A 14,617-nucleotide genomic window follows, 5' to 3' on the forward strand; every position below is an offset into this window, starting at 1 on the left:
TCATGAAAACTTCCGTACTTATTCGCAATGCCCGGACGGCGGACGGTTCCGCTCCGGTGGATCTTCTTGTTTCCGGAGGGGTAATCGCCGCAAAGGCCCCCGCCGGGACGCTCCCGGAGGATGCCGCAGAAAAGGTGCTGGACGCCTCCGGAAAGCTGGTTCTGCCCGGCCTGTTTGACCTTCACGCCCACCTGTGCCAGCCCGGCCGTGAGGACAAGGAACGCGTGGCCACGGCTACCGCGGCCGCCCTGCATGGCGGCGTGACCGGCCTGATGGCCATGCCGGATACCGATCCCGTGATGGACAATGCCGCCCAGATCACCACGTTCATGGAAATCTGCCGCACGGATGCGCTGGTGGAGGTCATCCCCTCCGGTTGCCTGACCAAGGGGGACGGCGGGGAAGAGCAGGCCTCCTATGACTCCCTGCGCGCCAAGGGCGTGCGCTTCATCACAGACGGGGACCGCGCGCCGGACAACATGCTGCTGCTGTACCGCGCCATGCAGTACGCCAGCAACCTGAATCTTACCTTCGCCCTGCGGGGGGACGTGCCGTCCCTGACGGCCAAGGCCACCATGCACCCGGGCACCACCTCCTACCGCCTGGGATTGACGGGCTCTCCCTCCTGCGCGGAGGAAATAGGAATGGAAACCATCATCCGCCTTTCCGTGGATACGGGCAACTCCCTGCACGTCCAGACCGTTTCCACCGCCGGCAGCGTGGACATCCTGCGCCGCTGCAAGCCGGTGACCGCCGGGCTGAGCGCGGAAACGGCGCTCCACCACCTCCTCTTCACGCATGAAGACGTGGGCCGCTACGATACCAGCTACAAGACGCTCCCGCCCCTGCGCGGGCAGTCGGACGTGGACGCCCTGATCGCCGCGGTGAATGACGGCACCATTGACTGCATCGTCTCCGACCACACGCCCTGCACGCCGTTCTCCAAGCTTCAGGACTTCGTCGTCGCGCCGCAGGGAATGATTGCGCTGGATACGTTCCTGCCCGCCATTTACCAGTATCTGGTGGAACCCGGGAAAATGTCCTGGCAGACGGTGGCGCGCGCCTGCAGTGACGCTCCCCGCAGGCTCATGGGGCTGGCTCCCGTTTCTTTGGAAGAAGGCGCTCCGGCCAATCTGGTGGTGTTTGACCCGGAGGGTGAAACGCCCGTCACGGATGAAACGCTCCGCAGCCGCGCCCGGAACACCCCTTTCCTGGGCAAAACCCTCAAAGGGAAGGTGGAAGCCGTAGTGCTCGGAGAACAGCTCCACTGCTTCTGACGAAAGCGTAACGCAGAAAGACCGGAGACTGTTAATTATTAACTATTAGCTATTAACTGCCGCTTGCATCCTGTCGCCCGCGTCAGCACGTGTTATCCGGACAAGTTCGGCGTACCGCGCCAGAGCGGGCTGGTTCCGGGTGCGCGTGCGCGGCTGGTATTTGAGCCGCCGTTCCGTCATCCGGATGCCGTCCGCGGCCTGGAAGGGTTTTCCCACCTGTGGCTGATCTGGGTATTCAGTGAAAACGTAAACGAGGGATGGAGCCCTACGGTCCGGCCTCCGCGGCTGGGGGGCAACGTGCGCATGGGCGTGTTCGCCACGCGCGCGCCGTTCCGTCCCAACCCCATCGGCCTGTCCGCTGTCAGGCTGGAAAAGGTGGAACTGCACCCGCAGGATGGCCCGGTGCTGCACCTTTCCGGCTTGGACCTGGTGGACGGCACGCCCATTCTGGACATCAAGCCATATGTTCCGCTGGCGGACTGCATTCCGGAGGCTTCGGAAGGATTTACGGCTGTTCCCTATGAACGGCTGGACGTGGAAATCCCCGCCGCTCTTGGCGGCACCATGACCCCGGAGGAACGGAAAGCGCTGGCGGATACGCTGGCCTTGGATCCGCGCCCGCAGTACCAGGACGATCCGGAACGGGTTTACGGCCTCCTGTTTTCCGGCTGGGAGGTGAAATTCAGGGTGGAAGGCAGCCGGCTGCTGGTGCTGGCCCTTCATGAAATCAAAGCTGGGTGAAGTACGGCGCGGGAGGCATGATGCGAGCAGCATGCCATCGCTGGAAGGGGGAAATAGTATGGAAAAACTGCTTCTTCTCCCGTGTCTGATGCGCTTTTTCTTTTGCCTGCAACTCCTCTCCCTTGATGCCGGAGTGGCTGGCCCCGGAGGATTCAGGAGGCTGCGCCCGGAGGAAGTGGAAGATGCAAGGTACCGGAAAACTTTCCTTCTGCCGCGTTCTATGGGCTCCCGCCCTCTGTTTCAGGGGTCTTTTTCAAGGCAGGGCCGGGGCTTGCTTTACATGACCGGGGGGAGTAACCTTCCGCCCGGACTTCGGAGGTAGCGCCGGGGTGTTTAAGGGGATGAACAATGACCGTCAGATAGTTGAAGCGTTTGAAAGGAACTTCCGTGACTACGGGGAACTGGGCGCCTCCGTTTCCGTCTGGAAGGACGGAAAGGAAATCGTTTCCCTTCATTCCGGGTTTGCCGTAGCGGATGAAACGCGCCCGTGGACGGAACACTCGCTGGTGCCCGTTTACTCTGCTACCAAGGGAGCCTCTTCCGCCGCCCTGCTGCTGGCCCTGCACCGGCAGGGAGCCTCACCGCAGATGAGCATGGGGGAACTGTGGCCGGAATTCCCGCTGCCTTACGCATCCATCGCGCAGATGATGTCCCACCAGTGCGGCCTGGCGGCCTTTTCCCGGACGGCCAGCGTGTTTGACCATGAGGACTGCGTGCGCGCCCTGGAGGAAACCGTTCCGGCGTGGCGGCCCCCGGAGCACGGCTACCATCCGCATACCTACGGCGTGATGCTGGATGAACTCATGCTGCGCCTGACCGGGAAACGCCTGTGGCGTTACTGGGAGGAATGCATCCGTACGCCGCTGGACCTGGACTTTTACATCCGCCTGCCGGAATCCGAATTCAGCCGGGTGGCGACCTTGTACCCCGGCAAGATGGACATGTCCAACATGGGCACGCCGTTTTATCAGGAATACATGAAAAAAGGCACGCCCGTGAACCGCGCGTTCAACACCCTGACAGGCCTGAACAGCGTGCGCCAGATGAACACGCCGGAAGCGTGGACGTCCGGAGCCCCGGCATTCGGTGGCGTGGCCTCCGCCCGCGGCATGGCGCAATTCTACCAGGCCTGCCTGGGGCTGGATGAACTACGGATATTCCCTTCCGCCGTGCGCGGCTGGATGCAAGACATTGTCATTGACGGCCCGGACCTGACCCTGAAAACGCCCACTGCCTTTTCCTGCGGCTTCATGCACGATCCTGCGGATCCCGTCACGGGCCGCAAGCTGCGCCGCCTGTTCGGTTCCGGCGGCTTCGGGCACGCCGGGGCGGGCGGCTCCCACGCCTTTGCGGACCCGGTCTGCGGCCTCTCCTTCGGCTACGCGATGAACCGCATGGACCTGAACGTGCTGCCCGGCGTGAAGACCCGGAACCTTATCAGTGCAGTGATGAAGGAAATGGAGGAGAGGCCGGAGGCCTGACCTTTCTCCCGGAAAGAGCCGGAGGGCGGAGGAAGAAAAACCGTTCTTCCTGAGTAGGAGGGAGATTTTCCGTATGCGCCGTCTCTTTCAAGTACGGTTGTTTTCGGGAGCCTGCGCCGCTCCCTCTTCAATGGTCTCATTGGGTATCCAGCCTTTCTCCCGGTCGCTTGTTCTCCGGACCCACGTCCACCCGTTCAGCGTCCTGATCTTGACGATCTCTTCCCCCGGGTCTACGTTCAATTCCCTAGCGCTGTAATCTTCCAGCACCGTTCCCCGCGTTCCGTCTCCCGGAAAGTCAATCAATTGAACGGGAACCCAGCCTCCTGTCCCTTTACTGTTTTCCGCCCATATCCAGTCCTTCCAGTTTTCCTCCGGAGCTCTTTCCCCCAGCGTAACGCTTTCCCCCTTTTTCAATTTGATGGGATGTTCATATTCCGTCCTGTGTGAAGCGATCGTTTTAAAGATTACCTGGGGGGCGCCGTTTGTTTTCATGTGGTGATGATTTTCCGTTTTCAGTGAGATGGCCTTTGTTGGAACCCGTGTGCCGGATTCCGGTTCGGTTCTCCCCTATCCTGCCTGTAGTCCCGTCATCCTTCAATCCTGTATTGAAGCTCCGCCGCCGGGAACGGGTCATTATGCCCGGGAGGCCTGTGCAATTATTGGTGATCGGAAGAAAGTATGGACCCTATTTCCCCGGATCCCGGGCGCTCCGTACTTCCGCGGCGTTCCATGGCATCTCCCGGCAGGTAAAAAAACTTCTCCCTGCGCCATCCGTCATGGAGGAGCGCAGGGAGAAGAAGTGTTTTAAAGATGAAGAAGCCGCTGTTTTAACGGAGAAAGCGCGTCCGGCTCCGGAAAGCCGTCTTTTACCACCCTCCGCCCAGGGCGCGGGCGAGCTGGACGACGGCCTTGCGGATGTTCTGCTTCATGGTGACCAGGGATTCCTCCGAGCTGAGCCAGGAGCGCTGGGCCGTGATGACGTTCAGGAAGTCCGTCTGGCCGTTGATGTACAGGGTGCGGGAGAGCAGGAAGGCTTCTCTGTTGGCGTTGTTTTCCTTGTGCAGGTATTGCATCTGGGAGGTGTAGTTGCCGTAGGCGATCAGGGCGTCCTCCACCTCGGAGACGGCGGTGATGAGCGTCTTGCGGTAGGTTTCCGCGGCTTGTTCCGCCGCGGCTTTCTGGGCGCGCACCGTGGCTCTCAGGGCTCCGCCCTGGAACAGGGGCTGGAGCAGGTTGCCGCCCAGGGACCACGCGTTGTTGTTTTCCCGGAAGAGCTGGCCGAAGTCTCCGCCGCGGCTGGAGAGGGATCCCGTCAGGCTGAAGCGGGGGTACAGGTCCGCCACGGCTACGCCTACGTTGGCTACGGCCACGTGCAGGTCCGCTTCAGCGGCGATGACGTCGGGCCTGCGCCGCAGGAGTTCGGAGGGGAGGCCGACCGGCACGACGGGCGTTTTTTCAAAGACGGAGGCTTTGGGGAGCGTCAGCTCCACGCGGGAGTTGTACGTGCCCAGCAGCACGGAGAGCTGGTTTTTGGCGGAGGCCACCTGTGCTTCCAGCGCCGGGATGCGGCTTTCCGTGGAGGCGACGGTGGAGGTGGCCTGTTCCACGTCCAGGCGGGGGGCGAATTCCGATTTGTAGCGTTTTTCCGCAATGGTGAGGGTGTTGCGTTGGATTTCCAGCTGTTCCCGGGCGATGCGGAGCTGTTCGCAGGCGGTGATCCAGTCAAAGTAGGCCGTGGCGACGTCCGCCAGCAGGGCCGTGCGCACGGCGCCCGCGGAGGCTTCCGTAGACATGAGGGAGGCGCGGTAGGCCTCAATGGAACGCCGGTTGCCGCCGAAGAGGTCCAGCTCCCAGGAGGTGGACGCCCCCAGGGTGAAGTCCTGGGAGGTGGAGCTGCGGAAGCCCCGGTCCGGGGACAGGCTCCAGCCGGCGCTGGCGTCTGCGGAGGGTAGCAGGGAGGCCTGGGAGACGCGGAGCCTTTCCCTGGCTTCCCGGATGCGGAGCAGGGCTACCTTCATATCCGGATTGTTGTTGAGGGAGGTGGAGACCAGGCGGTTGAGCTGGGGGTCCCCGAAGATGTTCCACCAGGAGCGCAGGTCCTTGTCAGAGCTGCGGGGGGGCCTGCTCTCCGCCCAGGCGGCGGGGAGGTCGTTGGCTGGCGGCCGGAAGTCCGGGCCTACCATGCAGGAGCTCAGGCAGCATGCGGCCAGGAGAGGGAGATGTTTGAACATGGATGACATGGGAAAGGAAGAAGTAAGGTGTTATTCGTGTCGCAGGGCGTCGATGGGGTCCATCTTGGACGCCTTCCAGGACGGGTACCATCCGAAGGCCAGGCCGATGAACACGGAGACGCCCACCGCCAGGGCCATGGCTTCCGGGGAGGAGGCGGTGGCCCAGTTCATGGTGCGGCTGACGATGATGGAGATGGCCTTGCCGAGCGCGATGCCCAGCGCGCCGCCCACCACGCAGAGCAGAACCGCTTCCAGCAGGAACTGGCGCATGATGTCCTGCGGACGGGCGCCCACCGCCATGCGCAGGCCGATTTCCTTGGTGCGCTCCGTGACGGAGACGAGCATGATGTTCATGATGCCCACGCCGCCTACGACCAGGGAGATCATGGCCACGATCATCAGCAGGTTGGTCATTACCTCCGTGGTGCTGCTCATGGCGCGGGACATTTCAGCCATGTCCCATACCCGGAAGTCGTCCAGCTGGCCGTCCTTGAGGTTGTGCTTGGCGCGGATGACTTCCGTGATCTGGTCGATCGCCTCGGAGGAGCGCTCCGGGTCCGCAATCTGCGCCATGATGGAGTCAATGTTGTTGAAGCGCCGCGGGTGGGGGGCGTCCGTGTAGGGCTGGTCCGTGGTTTCCGTGTAGTAATCCACGGAATTGGCGGTGTATTTGTCCGCCCGGTTGAAGGTGGTGGTGGATTTGCCGGAGGAAGTGGAGGCGGAACCGCCGCCCAGGCCCTGGAGGCGGTAGCGGATGCTCGTCCAGGGCAGGATGATGGAGTCGTCCTGGTCGCGGCCCATCATGTTGGCGCCCTTTTTCTGGAGGATGCCGATGACCTTGAACATGACGTTCTTGATGCGGATGTCCTTGCCCAGCGGGTCTTCATCCCCAAAGAGCTCCCTGGCTACCGTCTGGCCGATGACGCACACGCGCCTGGCCTGCTCCACGTCTTCCTCGGAAAAGGGCTGGCCGCGGTCCATGTCATACCAGCTCTTGATTTTCAGGTATTCCACGGAACCGCCTTCCACGGTTTCCGGGCTCCAGTTCTTGTTGCCGTAAATGACTTGGCCGCTGGCGCGCACTACGGGCGTGGCACGCAGGACCATGGGGCAGTCCTTCGCGATGGCCTCGCAGTCCGCGTTGGTCAGGGAGGCCCGGCCGCCTGCGCCGGTATTGACGCCGCTCTTGGAGATGGCGCCGGGGCGGATGTTCAGCGTATCCGCCCCCATGGAGGCGATGGTGTTTTTAATCTGGAGCGTGGACCCCTGGCCGATTTCCACCATGGCGATCACCGCTGCAATGCCGATGATGATGCCCAGGATGGTGAGCGCCGCGCGCATGGGGTTGCGCACCAGGGCCTTGATGCAGGTTTTAAGGAGAGGAAGGAATTTCATACGTCGTCCTTGCTTAGCGTGTCGGAAATCCCTTCGCAGATGAGGCCGTCCGCCATGTTGATGGCCCGGTCCGTGAAGGCGGCTATTTTGGGGTCGTGCGTCACCAGGATGACCGTGATTCCCTGGCGGCGGTTCAGGTCCTTGAACATGTGCAGCACTTCCTTGGAGGTGGTGGAGTCCAGGTTCCCCGTGGGTTCGTCCGCCAGCAGGATGCTGGGGTTGTTGATGAGGGAGCGGGCGATGGCTACGCGCTGCTGCTGGCCGCCGGAGAGCTGGGCCGGGGTGTGGTCCATGCGGTCGGAAAGGCCCACCAGGTTCAGCAGCTCCACCGAACGTTCGCGCATGGCCTTCATGCTGAGGGTGGGGTGGGCGTACACGGCAGGCATCATCACGTTTTCCAGCGCGGTGGTGCGGGAGAGCAGGTTGAAGTTCTGGAAGACGAAGCCGATGCGCTTGTTCCGGAGCGTGGCGCGCTCTGCGGCGTTGAATTTGGCTACGTCTTCCCCGGCGATGTAGTAATGGCCGGAGGTGGGGCGGTCCAGGCAGCCCAGGATGTTCATCAAGGTGGACTTTCCGGAACCGGAAGCCCCCGTGAGGGAGACGAATTCCCCCTCCTTGATGTCCAGGGTGATGCCCTTGAGCACTTGAAGGTCTATTTCCCCCAGGTGGTACACCTTGGTTATGTCACGTAAGCGGATCACGTTGTTGTAGTGCTTGAAGCGGTAAAAAGGAATGGTTGAGCGGGTGGATGGAGGCGTTTCCCCGGATCAGGGAGGCGGGGGCGGCCCGCCGTTGCCGGAGGCGGAGGGAGCCTTCGTGTTGCCCGTGCTCGGCTTGCGGCGCGGCGGCATCTTGGGCGCGAACGGATTTTCCCCGCCGGCGGAGGCGGAAGCTCCGTCCTCCGAGTTGCCGGAGCGGTTCAGTATCTGCGCCGTGGAGACGATTTCCATGCCTTCCCGGAGCGTTTCTCCCGTGATGGCCGTCAGCATGCCGTTGCTTTCCCCCCTGGTAACCAGGTGGGGGTAAAGAAGATTGTCCCGCAGTTCCCAGACCACGGCTTTTTTCTTCTGGCCGTTTTGGGCGGGAGCGGCCAGTTCCGGCTGCATCCGTTCAAAGGCCGCCTTCTGCTCGGCGCTGACCAGTTCCGTTTCCGGACGGAAGCGGAGCGCGGCATTGGAGACGAGGAAGGCGTCCCGGATGTCCTCCACCACGAATTGAACGTTTGCCGTCAGGTAGGGGATGAGGAGCTTGTCCGGGTTGGGCACGTCAATGTCCACGATGTAGGTGACCACATTGGAGGTCATGGTGGCGTCCAGACGTATCTTGTCCACTGTTCCCTTGAATTTGCGGCCGGAGAAGGCGTCCACGGTGAACAGGACTTCCTGCCCCTTGCGGATGCTGCCGATGTCCGCCTCATTCACGGCGGCCCAGATTTTCAGCTTGGAAAGGTCCGTGGCAATGTAAAACAGGCTGGAGGCGCTCATGCTGGAAACCACCGTCTGGCCTATGTTGACCAGGCGCTTGACCACCACGCCGTCCACCGGGGACTGGATGGTGGTGTATTCCAGGTTGCGCATTTCCTTCTTAAGCGCGGCTTCCGCCTGTTTCAGGGAGGCTTCCGCTTCCTGCAGGGAGGCTTCCGCCACAGCCACGTTGGCGCGTGCGGTCTCTTCATCTGCAATGTACTGGTCGTAGCTGGACTTGGAAAGGGCATCCCCTGGCCCCAGCTTTTCCGCGCGTTCGCGGTCCAGCCTGGCCTGCTGGTGCTTGGCCTTGGCCTGCTGGATGTCCGCCTTGGCGCGGGCGATTCCGGCGATGGCCTGCGCCTTGGAGGCTTCCGCACGCTGAACGTCCAGCTGCACGGGCAGCTTGTCGATTTCCGCGAGCATCTGGCCCGCCTTCACCGGGCTGGAATAATCCACCACCTTGCCGTCCAGATCCTTGCCGAACTCCATGATGATGCCGCTGACCTGGGCGCCCACGTCCACCAGTTCATCAGGTTCCGTGACGCCGGTCGCGTCAATGGTGATCATCAGGTCCCCCTTCTCAAGAGGCTCTGTCTGGTAGTCCACCTGGATCGCTTCGTTCCCCTTCCACTGTTCCCAGGCGAACCAGATGCCTCCGAGAACGGCAATGACGATGATGAGTTTGATGAATCCCTTCACGACTATAATATACTTCGCAATAATGAAAAAGTTGCACAGATGTTAAAAACTTTTTCGCAACAGGGCGTGATCCTACCATGATTTCAGGAAATGTCTAAGGGTTTATTTTGTTCGTTAACAGTTGTTATTTATAAACTAACAATATTACATTATCGTAATGGGCTGTCCCTTTTTTACGGATTTGTAAGAATATGGAGGAAGGCCGTTTCCGGAATGGTCCCAGGAATGAATTGATAACCATCGTGTTTCATCCATGGGTAAAAATTGGCACGCTTCTTGCTGGATACAAGATGAAGGATCGCACGATCCGGAAACAACCAATCAACCATATGTACAAGAACGATTTATTTGACCTGATGTTCAGGCTGCTTCATTCCTTCTGCCGCTCCTCCCGGCCGCCCCGGAAGGAGAAGGAGCGGGAGCGGAAGGCCCGGAAATATTTGAAGGCCATGGTGGCGAACGCGCGCATGCGTTCCTTTTAAGCGCGCGTGCGCTTCCTGCCAGGAAATGCCGTGGGGCGCAGAGGTGCGGGGAAAAGCAATAAAAGCAACCGTGCCGGAATGCTTTGATTCCGGTGCGGATTCAAGAGGGGGCCATCGGGAAAACAGGCCCCGGCGGGGTTCCCGGCTGCAAGGGAAAGAGAAAGACACCGCTGCACCGTCTCTGGCTGTGAGCCACGTTCCCGTGCCTCAATAGAGCGGGGACTTCCGCCGCTGTTTTGACTTTTCCGGTATAGGACGTAGTCAGCCCTGCGTCGGGGCTGCCCCCATTAGGTTGTAATATCGGTTCGGGCCACTTTGCCAGGTAATGACGAGTGCAGCAGCCACCACCTTATATACCCCAGAAGGGGGAATGATCCAAGGTGTTTTTGGAATCTTTTCAGACATGCGCAGGCAATCCTCCGCGGAGTGGTTGAAGCTGAACGGGCTGCCGTTTTGTCAGCGGTTTTCTTCCATCCACTGCCTTAAAACGGGGAGGTCTGCGGGAGCCCAGGGCAGTTTTTCCAGCATGCGGCCGGAGAAGAAGCCCAGGCTTTCGTGTTCCAGGGGCCGGGGCAGGGCGCAGGGCTCCAGACGGCACAGGAAGGGGATGAGGCGGATGATGCGTTCCCATTCCCGGTGCCGGACGGGGGTGAGCATGCGGACGGGATGGACGGCGCATCCCAGTTCCTCCCGTATTTCCCGGATGATGGCGTCCCGGGCGTTCTCTCCGGGTTCCACCTTTCCGCCGGGGAATTCATAAAGAAGCCCGTTGGACTGCCCCGCTTTCTTTTTTGCTCCCAGGAGAAGGGTTCCTTGTGCGGAGGGCAGTTCAATCAGGGCGCAGCAGACGTCCAGGATGTTCATCATGCGTTGAAATCCAGAGAATGCAGGTTCATGATGCGGGAATCCGTGTCCAGAATGCCGAAGCCGATGCGGCCGGTCCTGCCCTGGAGTTCCCCCGGATTGGCCAGCAGGCACCCGCGGTACATTTCCCGCACGGCCTGGTGGGTGTGGCCGTACAGGGCGGCGTCCACACTGCCGCTGCGCGCTTCCTGCATGGCGTATTTGGGATAGTGGGAGAGGGAGAACTTTATGCCGTACCTGGTGAGCAGGACGTGTTCCGGGTGCAGGCGCGCCGCCGGGGAGCAGGCGGCCAGTTGGCGCATGATGGCAAGCTCGTAGTCGTTGTTGCCCGGAACGGCGTCCAGAGGGAGGCCCCCCGTCAGTTCAATCAGGCGCTGGAAGCTCTCCGGGGTGGTGCAGTCGCCCAGGAACATGAAATGTCCGCAGTCCAGCAGGCGCATCTGGCGCATCGCAAGCTCCAGGTGGTCCGTGCGGTCGTGCATGTCGGAAAAAACGCCTATCTTCATGGTGTTGATCGGTTCATGGCATGGATGGGCCAGGCCTTCAATTCGTCCGGCAGGGGAGGCAGGGGCGCATGCTCTCCCTCCCGGCGCAGCAGGCAGGTGAAGCCGCCTGCGCCCGCGCCGTGAAAAGGCATGAGCCGGTAGCAGGCCTCCTGAGTCAGGGCGGAACGGAAAGGCTCCAGCTCCGGCACGGCTGCGGTCCGCAGGTCCGGACAGCGTTTCAGCAGGTACAGGACGTTCCGTTCGTTCTCCTCCGGGGCGTAAGTGCATGTGGTGTACAGCAGATAGCCTCCGGGCGCCAGGCACTGGAGGGCCGCCAGCAGAATGCCCCGCTGCCGCTTGGCGTTGCCCCCGGTGACGGAGGGGTTGAAGCAGCCGGGGTTGGGAATGCCCTTGGCCAGCAGGGATTGACCGCTGCACGGGGCGTCCGCCAGAATGAGGTCAAAGCAGCCCGGGGCCAGCTCCGCCCACTGGTCCGGGCGCAGACGCTGGGTATATACGCCGGTGAAGCCGCAGCGCAGCAGGTTGTGGCGCAGAATGCCCAGGCGCTTCGGGTGCACCTCGTTGGAGACGTGCTCCCGCGGGGCGGTCCGCGTCTGGGCCAGAATGCTTTTCCCGCCGGGAGACGCGCACATGTCCAGGCAGCGTTCCGGCCGGAACGGCAGATGCGCCAGCGGAGCCGTCTCCCAGACGGAAGAGAGGTCCAGGGGATAGTAATAGCCGCGTTCGTAGTCCGGCAGGGAGCCGGGTCTGGCCTCCGCTTCTCCCGCCGGGAGCGCCAGGATGGAAGGGTGGCCCCAGTCCCGCGGCGTTTCCTCCGCCGGCAGAGGCGGCAGGTAGCCTTCCGGAGCTTTCGGGGTGATGACCAGCGCGCTTCTGGAACGGTCCCCTGCCTGCATGGCGTCCAGAAAATCCTGCTCCTGTTCCGCTGTCAGCTCCAGCTTGCGGGTGAGCCTCAGTATTTGGGAGGTGGACACGAGATCAGGCCCGGAACGTTTCGCCGAAATGGGTGTTGAGCGCCAGATGGGCGGACCCCAGGATACCCGCCTCCGTGCCGAACTGGGCGGGGAGGATTTCAAGATGCTCCACCAGCGGAGCGGCAAGCTGGGTCTTCATGATCTCCTGAAGGGGTTGGAAGAGCAGGGTCTTGGCCTTGGCCACGCCGCCGCCGATGATGATGGCCTCCGGGTTCAGGAGGTAGCAGCAGTTCATCAGCGCGCAGGAAAGCTTTACGGCCAGGTCGCGCCAGACCTGCGCGGCTACTTCGTCCCCTGCCAGCGCGGCCCGTTCCAGGGCGATGGGGTTGCAGTCCACAATGGCCTTGTCAACGCCGTGGCTGGCGTACAGGGTGCGGGCGTCCGCCGCTATTTCCCGGTTGCCCACGTAATCCTCCAGGGAACCGCGGTTGCCGTAATGGCCCAGCCGCCCCCGGTAGTCGATGCTGGTCTGGCCCAGTTCCCCGGCGGAGCAGGTGGCCCCGCGCAGGAGCTCCCCGTTCACGATGAGTCCGCTGCCCACGCCGGTGCCCAGGGTCAGGCAGACCAGGTGCCTTTTCCCCTTTCCGGCTCCCAGCTTCCACTCCGCGTAGGCCATGCAGTTGGCGTCGTTCTCCACGTACACGGGCAGTCCGCAGGCGGCCTGGAGCATGTCCCTTACCGGAACGTTGTTCCAGCCGGGCACGTTGGTGAGCGTATAAACGGTGCCCTGGTAAAAATTGACGAAGCCGGGCATCCCCATGCCGATGGCCTGCACTTCCGGATGGTTCAGCCGCAGCATGTTCACGAACTGGGCGATGGCTTCAATCAGTTGGTCGGGATTGCCGTATTCCTGGGTGGCGATGGAAGGCGCGTGCGCGATCACTTCCGTGCCTTTGACGACCCCCAGCTTGATGGAGGTGCCCCCGAAGTCAATGCCGATGGAGGGAATGGTTGAAGCTGTCATATGGTACCAATATAGAATTTTGCCGGGCATTGAAAAGGTTAAAAGAAGTATGCTTCCGTTAAAAAAACGGCAGGCGGGGCAGCGGGAAAAATGACTTGTTTCATAGCTGAATTTTCTTGAATGAACATTTGAGCGCTTGTAGTGTCTCATAGTCTAGTCAGTTGGGCGGTTTCGCCCGCTGTTCGTGAAACATCGTCAACCTCAGCCCATAGAGACACCTCCTATGCCTACTCCCAAGAAAACCGATAGCAAGACCGTCGCCAAGGAAGCTCCGGCCCCCAAGAAAAAGACCTGCGGGAAGTCCGCCTGCAAGACCGCTGTAGAGCAGGAGGCGCCCGCCAGGAAAAAGTGCTGCAGGAAAAAGGCCGTTGAACCGGAAAAAGCCGCCAAGCCCGCCAAAAAGGCCGCTGCCCCCGCGGCTGCTGTGGAAAAGAAGACGGAACCGAAAACGGCCCGGAAGGCCCCGGCCAGAAAAACCGCTTCCTCCCCCGCCGCCCCGGCTCCCGCTGCCGCAAAGAATGAATTGACGGATGAGCAGACGGAAGCCATCGCCGCCGCCAAGGCTGAACTGGCCGCCAATCCGGAATGGGAACCCTTTGTGCAGATGCAGCGCCAGCATCTGATGGACCTGCGCGACAGGGCCCTGGACAACATGAGCGGCGTGGCCCGCGACACCCTCCGGAACCATCCGGAAGGCAGTGAAGCCTCCGGCTCCGGGGAACACCAGGCGGATGCCGGGAGCGACGCCTATGACCGCGACTTTGCGCTCAGCCTGCTTTCCAAGGAACAGGACGGCCTGTATGAGATTGAACAGGCGCTCGCCCGCATTGACAACGGAACGTACGGCATCTGTGAAATGTCATACAAGGTCATTCCCATCCTGCGGCTGGAGGCCATTCCCTTCGCGCGGCTCACGGTGGAATGCCAGGCCCAGTGGGAAAAGGAAAAAGGGCAGAACGCCCGGTTCCGCCCCAGAGTGGCCCTGGGCTTTGCGGGAGGACAAAATGATGTAGATTTATCTGTTTCTCTTGACGATGACGAAGAATAGTGTATAAATCCTCCCCCGTAACACATTTTCATCATGCCAAGAGACATCATCATCCTCGAATGCACCGAGGCTAAAGCCGAAGGAAAGCCTACGTCCCGCTACGTCACCACGCGCAACAAGAAGAGCCTGCGTACCCCCGGCCGCCTGGAAAAGGTTAAGTACAATCCTTTCCTGAAGCGCCGCACGCTTCATCGTGAAATGCGTTAACCGCGGTCCAGCTCATCGATTATCTTTATTACTATGTCCACTGAACCCAAGACTGTAGAACGTCGTATTCGTTTCCGCACGTGCAATCGCCAGATGCCGCGCCGCCGTCTCGACATCCCGATGGATCAGGTCGATCTGCTCAACCCCGATTTCCTGTCCAAGTTCACCTCTGAAACCGGCAAGATTCTTCCCCGCCGCGTGACCGGGCTGTCCGCCAAGATGCACCGCAAGGTGACCCGTGAAATCAAGCGGGCCCGTTCCATCAACCTTCTGCCGTAACAA

16 protein-coding genes are annotated in these 14,617 nt (G+C 61.4%); 7 read left to right on the plus strand and 9 right to left on the minus strand.

The window, feature by feature from the left end; genetic code table 11:
- Nucleotides 1–2 precede the first annotated feature (2 nt).
- The 3 genes from P8A25_RS04125 (at nt 3) to P8A25_RS04135 (ending at nt 3,499) form a co-directional block, all read left to right on the plus strand.
- Entirely contained in the window at nt 3–1,277 is a 1,275-nt protein-coding gene (locus P8A25_RS04125) for a dihydroorotase (RefSeq protein ID WP_215442759.1), read from the plus strand.
- 63 nt (nt 1,278–1,340) lie between these two features.
- Entirely contained in the window at nt 1,341–2,018 is a 678-nt protein-coding gene (gene tsaA, locus P8A25_RS04130) for a tRNA (N6-threonylcarbamoyladenosine(37)-N6)-methyltransferase TrmO (RefSeq protein ID WP_215442758.1), read from the plus strand.
- Nucleotides 2,019–2,359: 341 nt separating this feature from the next.
- Nucleotides 2,360–3,499, plus strand: coding sequence for a serine hydrolase domain-containing protein (locus P8A25_RS04135; RefSeq protein ID WP_215442757.1), 1,140 nt, complete (start codon nt 2,360–2,362; stop codon nt 3,497–3,499).
- A gap of 87 nt (nt 3,500–3,586) precedes the next feature.
- Here the strand turns inward: P8A25_RS04135 and P8A25_RS04140 are convergent, their stop codons facing one another.
- The 5 genes from P8A25_RS04140 to P8A25_RS04160 form a co-directional block, all read right to left on the minus strand.
- Nucleotides 3,587–3,991 carry an SH3 domain-containing protein gene (locus P8A25_RS04140; protein ID WP_215442756.1) on the minus strand — a complete coding sequence of 135 codons (405 nt, stop codon included), beginning with the start codon at nt 3,989–3,991 and terminating at the stop codon, nt 3,587–3,589.
- 374 nt (nt 3,992–4,365) lie between these two features.
- On the minus strand, nt 4,366–5,730 hold the full coding sequence (locus P8A25_RS04145) for an efflux transporter outer membrane subunit (RefSeq protein ID WP_180971771.1): 1,365 nt from the start codon (nt 5,728–5,730) through the stop codon (nt 4,366–4,368).
- Between the two features lie 30 nt (nt 5,731–5,760).
- Nucleotides 5,761–7,125, minus strand: a complete 1,365-nt coding sequence (locus P8A25_RS04150) for an ABC transporter permease (protein ID WP_022396970.1) — start codon at nt 7,123–7,125, stop codon at nt 5,761–5,763.
- The gene (locus P8A25_RS04155) at nt 7,122–7,826 is read right to left on the minus strand and encodes an ABC transporter ATP-binding protein (protein WP_022396971.1); all 705 of its coding nucleotides are present in this window, start codon (nt 7,824–7,826) and stop codon (nt 7,122–7,124) included. Before P8A25_RS04155 ends, P8A25_RS04150 begins: the two co-directional genes overlap by 4 nt.
- 66 nt (nt 7,827–7,892) lie before the next feature.
- Nucleotides 7,893–9,290 carry an efflux RND transporter periplasmic adaptor subunit gene (locus P8A25_RS04160; RefSeq protein ID WP_022396972.1) on the minus strand — a complete coding sequence of 466 codons (1,398 nt, stop codon included), beginning with the start codon at nt 9,288–9,290 and terminating at the stop codon, nt 7,893–7,895.
- Nucleotides 9,291–9,619: 329 nt separating this feature from the next.
- Between P8A25_RS04160 and P8A25_RS04165 the strand changes: the two genes are divergently transcribed.
- Complete coding sequence (locus P8A25_RS04165; protein ID WP_180975926.1) at nt 9,620–9,772, plus strand: hypothetical protein; 153 nt, start codon at nt 9,620–9,622, stop codon at nt 9,770–9,772.
- A 456-nt stretch (nt 9,773–10,228) separates the two neighbouring features.
- Here P8A25_RS04165 and P8A25_RS04170 read toward each other — a convergent pair whose 3' ends face one another.
- The 4 genes from P8A25_RS04170 to P8A25_RS04185 are packed head-to-tail and all read right to left on the minus strand — an operon-like array spanning nt 10,229 to nt 13,080.
- Nucleotides 10,229–10,639, minus strand: coding sequence for an NUDIX domain-containing protein (locus tag P8A25_RS04170; RefSeq protein ID WP_215442755.1), 411 nt, complete (start codon nt 10,637–10,639; stop codon nt 10,229–10,231).
- Nucleotides 10,636–11,142: a metallophosphoesterase family protein gene (locus P8A25_RS04175; protein ID WP_102726803.1), complete on the minus strand. Its 507-nt coding sequence runs from the start codon at nt 11,140–11,142 to the stop codon at nt 10,636–10,638. The genes P8A25_RS04170 and P8A25_RS04175 overlap by 4 nt, the downstream gene beginning before the upstream one ends.
- Complete coding sequence (locus P8A25_RS04180; RefSeq protein ID WP_102726802.1) at nt 11,139–12,116, minus strand: RsmB/NOP family class I SAM-dependent RNA methyltransferase; 978 nt, start codon at nt 12,114–12,116, stop codon at nt 11,139–11,141. Before P8A25_RS04180 ends, P8A25_RS04175 begins: the two co-directional genes overlap by 4 nt.
- A 4-nt stretch (nt 12,117–12,120) precedes the next feature.
- On the minus strand, nt 12,121–13,080 hold the full coding sequence (locus P8A25_RS04185) for an ROK family protein (protein WP_022396977.1): 960 nt from the start codon (nt 13,078–13,080) through the stop codon (nt 12,121–12,123).
- 223 nt (nt 13,081–13,303) lie between these two features.
- Between P8A25_RS04185 and P8A25_RS04190 the strand changes: the two genes are divergently transcribed.
- The 3 genes from P8A25_RS04190 to rpsR are packed head-to-tail and all read left to right on the plus strand — an operon-like array spanning nt 13,304 to nt 14,614.
- The gene (locus P8A25_RS04190; RefSeq protein ID WP_215442754.1) at nt 13,304–14,128 is read left to right on the plus strand and encodes a TraR/DksA C4-type zinc finger protein; all 825 of its coding nucleotides are present in this window, start codon (nt 13,304–13,306) and stop codon (nt 14,126–14,128) included.
- Nucleotides 14,129–14,161: 33 nt separating this feature from the next.
- A complete protein-coding gene (gene rpmG / locus P8A25_RS04195) occupies nt 14,162–14,335 on the plus strand; it encodes a 50S ribosomal protein L33 (RefSeq protein ID WP_022396979.1) in 174 nt (57 codons plus the stop codon).
- Between the two features lie 33 nt (nt 14,336–14,368).
- A complete protein-coding gene (gene rpsR, locus P8A25_RS04200) occupies nt 14,369–14,614 on the plus strand; it encodes a 30S ribosomal protein S18 (RefSeq protein WP_022396980.1) in 246 nt (81 codons plus the stop codon).
- Nucleotides 14,615–14,617: the final 3 nt, after the last annotated feature.

The sequence above is a fragment of the Akkermansia sp. BCRC 18949 genome, assembly GCF_045011645.1.
Taxonomy (GTDB): domain Bacteria; phylum Verrucomicrobiota; class Verrucomicrobiia; order Verrucomicrobiales; family Akkermansiaceae; genus Akkermansia; species Akkermansia massiliensis.

Coding starts and splice junctions, on each gene's coding strand:
- P8A25_RS04125 (WP_215442759.1), top strand. CDS start 3: ATGAAAACTTCCGTACTTATTCGCAATGCCCGGACGGCGGACGGTTCC.
- P8A25_RS04135 (WP_215442757.1), top strand. CDS start 2,360: ATGAACAATGACCGTCAGATAGTTGAAGCGTTTGAAAGGAACTTCCGT.
- P8A25_RS04140 (WP_215442756.1), bottom strand. CDS start 3,991: ATGAAAACAAACGGCGCCCCCCAGGTAATCTTTAAAACGATCGCTTCA.
- P8A25_RS04145 (WP_180971771.1), bottom strand. CDS start 5,730: ATGTTCAAACATCTCCCTCTCCTGGCCGCATGCTGCCTGAGCTCCTGC.
- P8A25_RS04150 (WP_022396970.1), bottom strand. CDS start 7,125: ATGAAATTCCTTCCTCTCCTTAAAACCTGCATCAAGGCCCTGGTGCGC.
- P8A25_RS04165 (WP_180975926.1), top strand. CDS start 9,620: ATGTACAAGAACGATTTATTTGACCTGATGTTCAGGCTGCTTCATTCC.
- P8A25_RS04170 (WP_215442755.1), bottom strand. CDS start 10,639: ATGATGAACATCCTGGACGTCTGCTGCGCCCTGATTGAACTGCCCTCC.
- P8A25_RS04175 (WP_102726803.1), bottom strand. CDS start 11,142: ATGAAGATAGGCGTTTTTTCCGACATGCACGACCGCACGGACCACCTG.
- P8A25_RS04185 (WP_022396977.1), bottom strand. CDS start 13,080: ATGACAGCTTCAACCATTCCCTCCATCGGCATTGACTTCGGGGGCACC.
- P8A25_RS04190 (WP_215442754.1), top strand. CDS start 13,304: ATGCCTACTCCCAAGAAAACCGATAGCAAGACCGTCGCCAAGGAAGCT.
- rpmG (WP_022396979.1), top strand. CDS start 14,162: ATGCCAAGAGACATCATCATCCTCGAATGCACCGAGGCTAAAGCCGAA.
- rpsR (WP_022396980.1), top strand. CDS start 14,369: ATGTCCACTGAACCCAAGACTGTAGAACGTCGTATTCGTTTCCGCACG.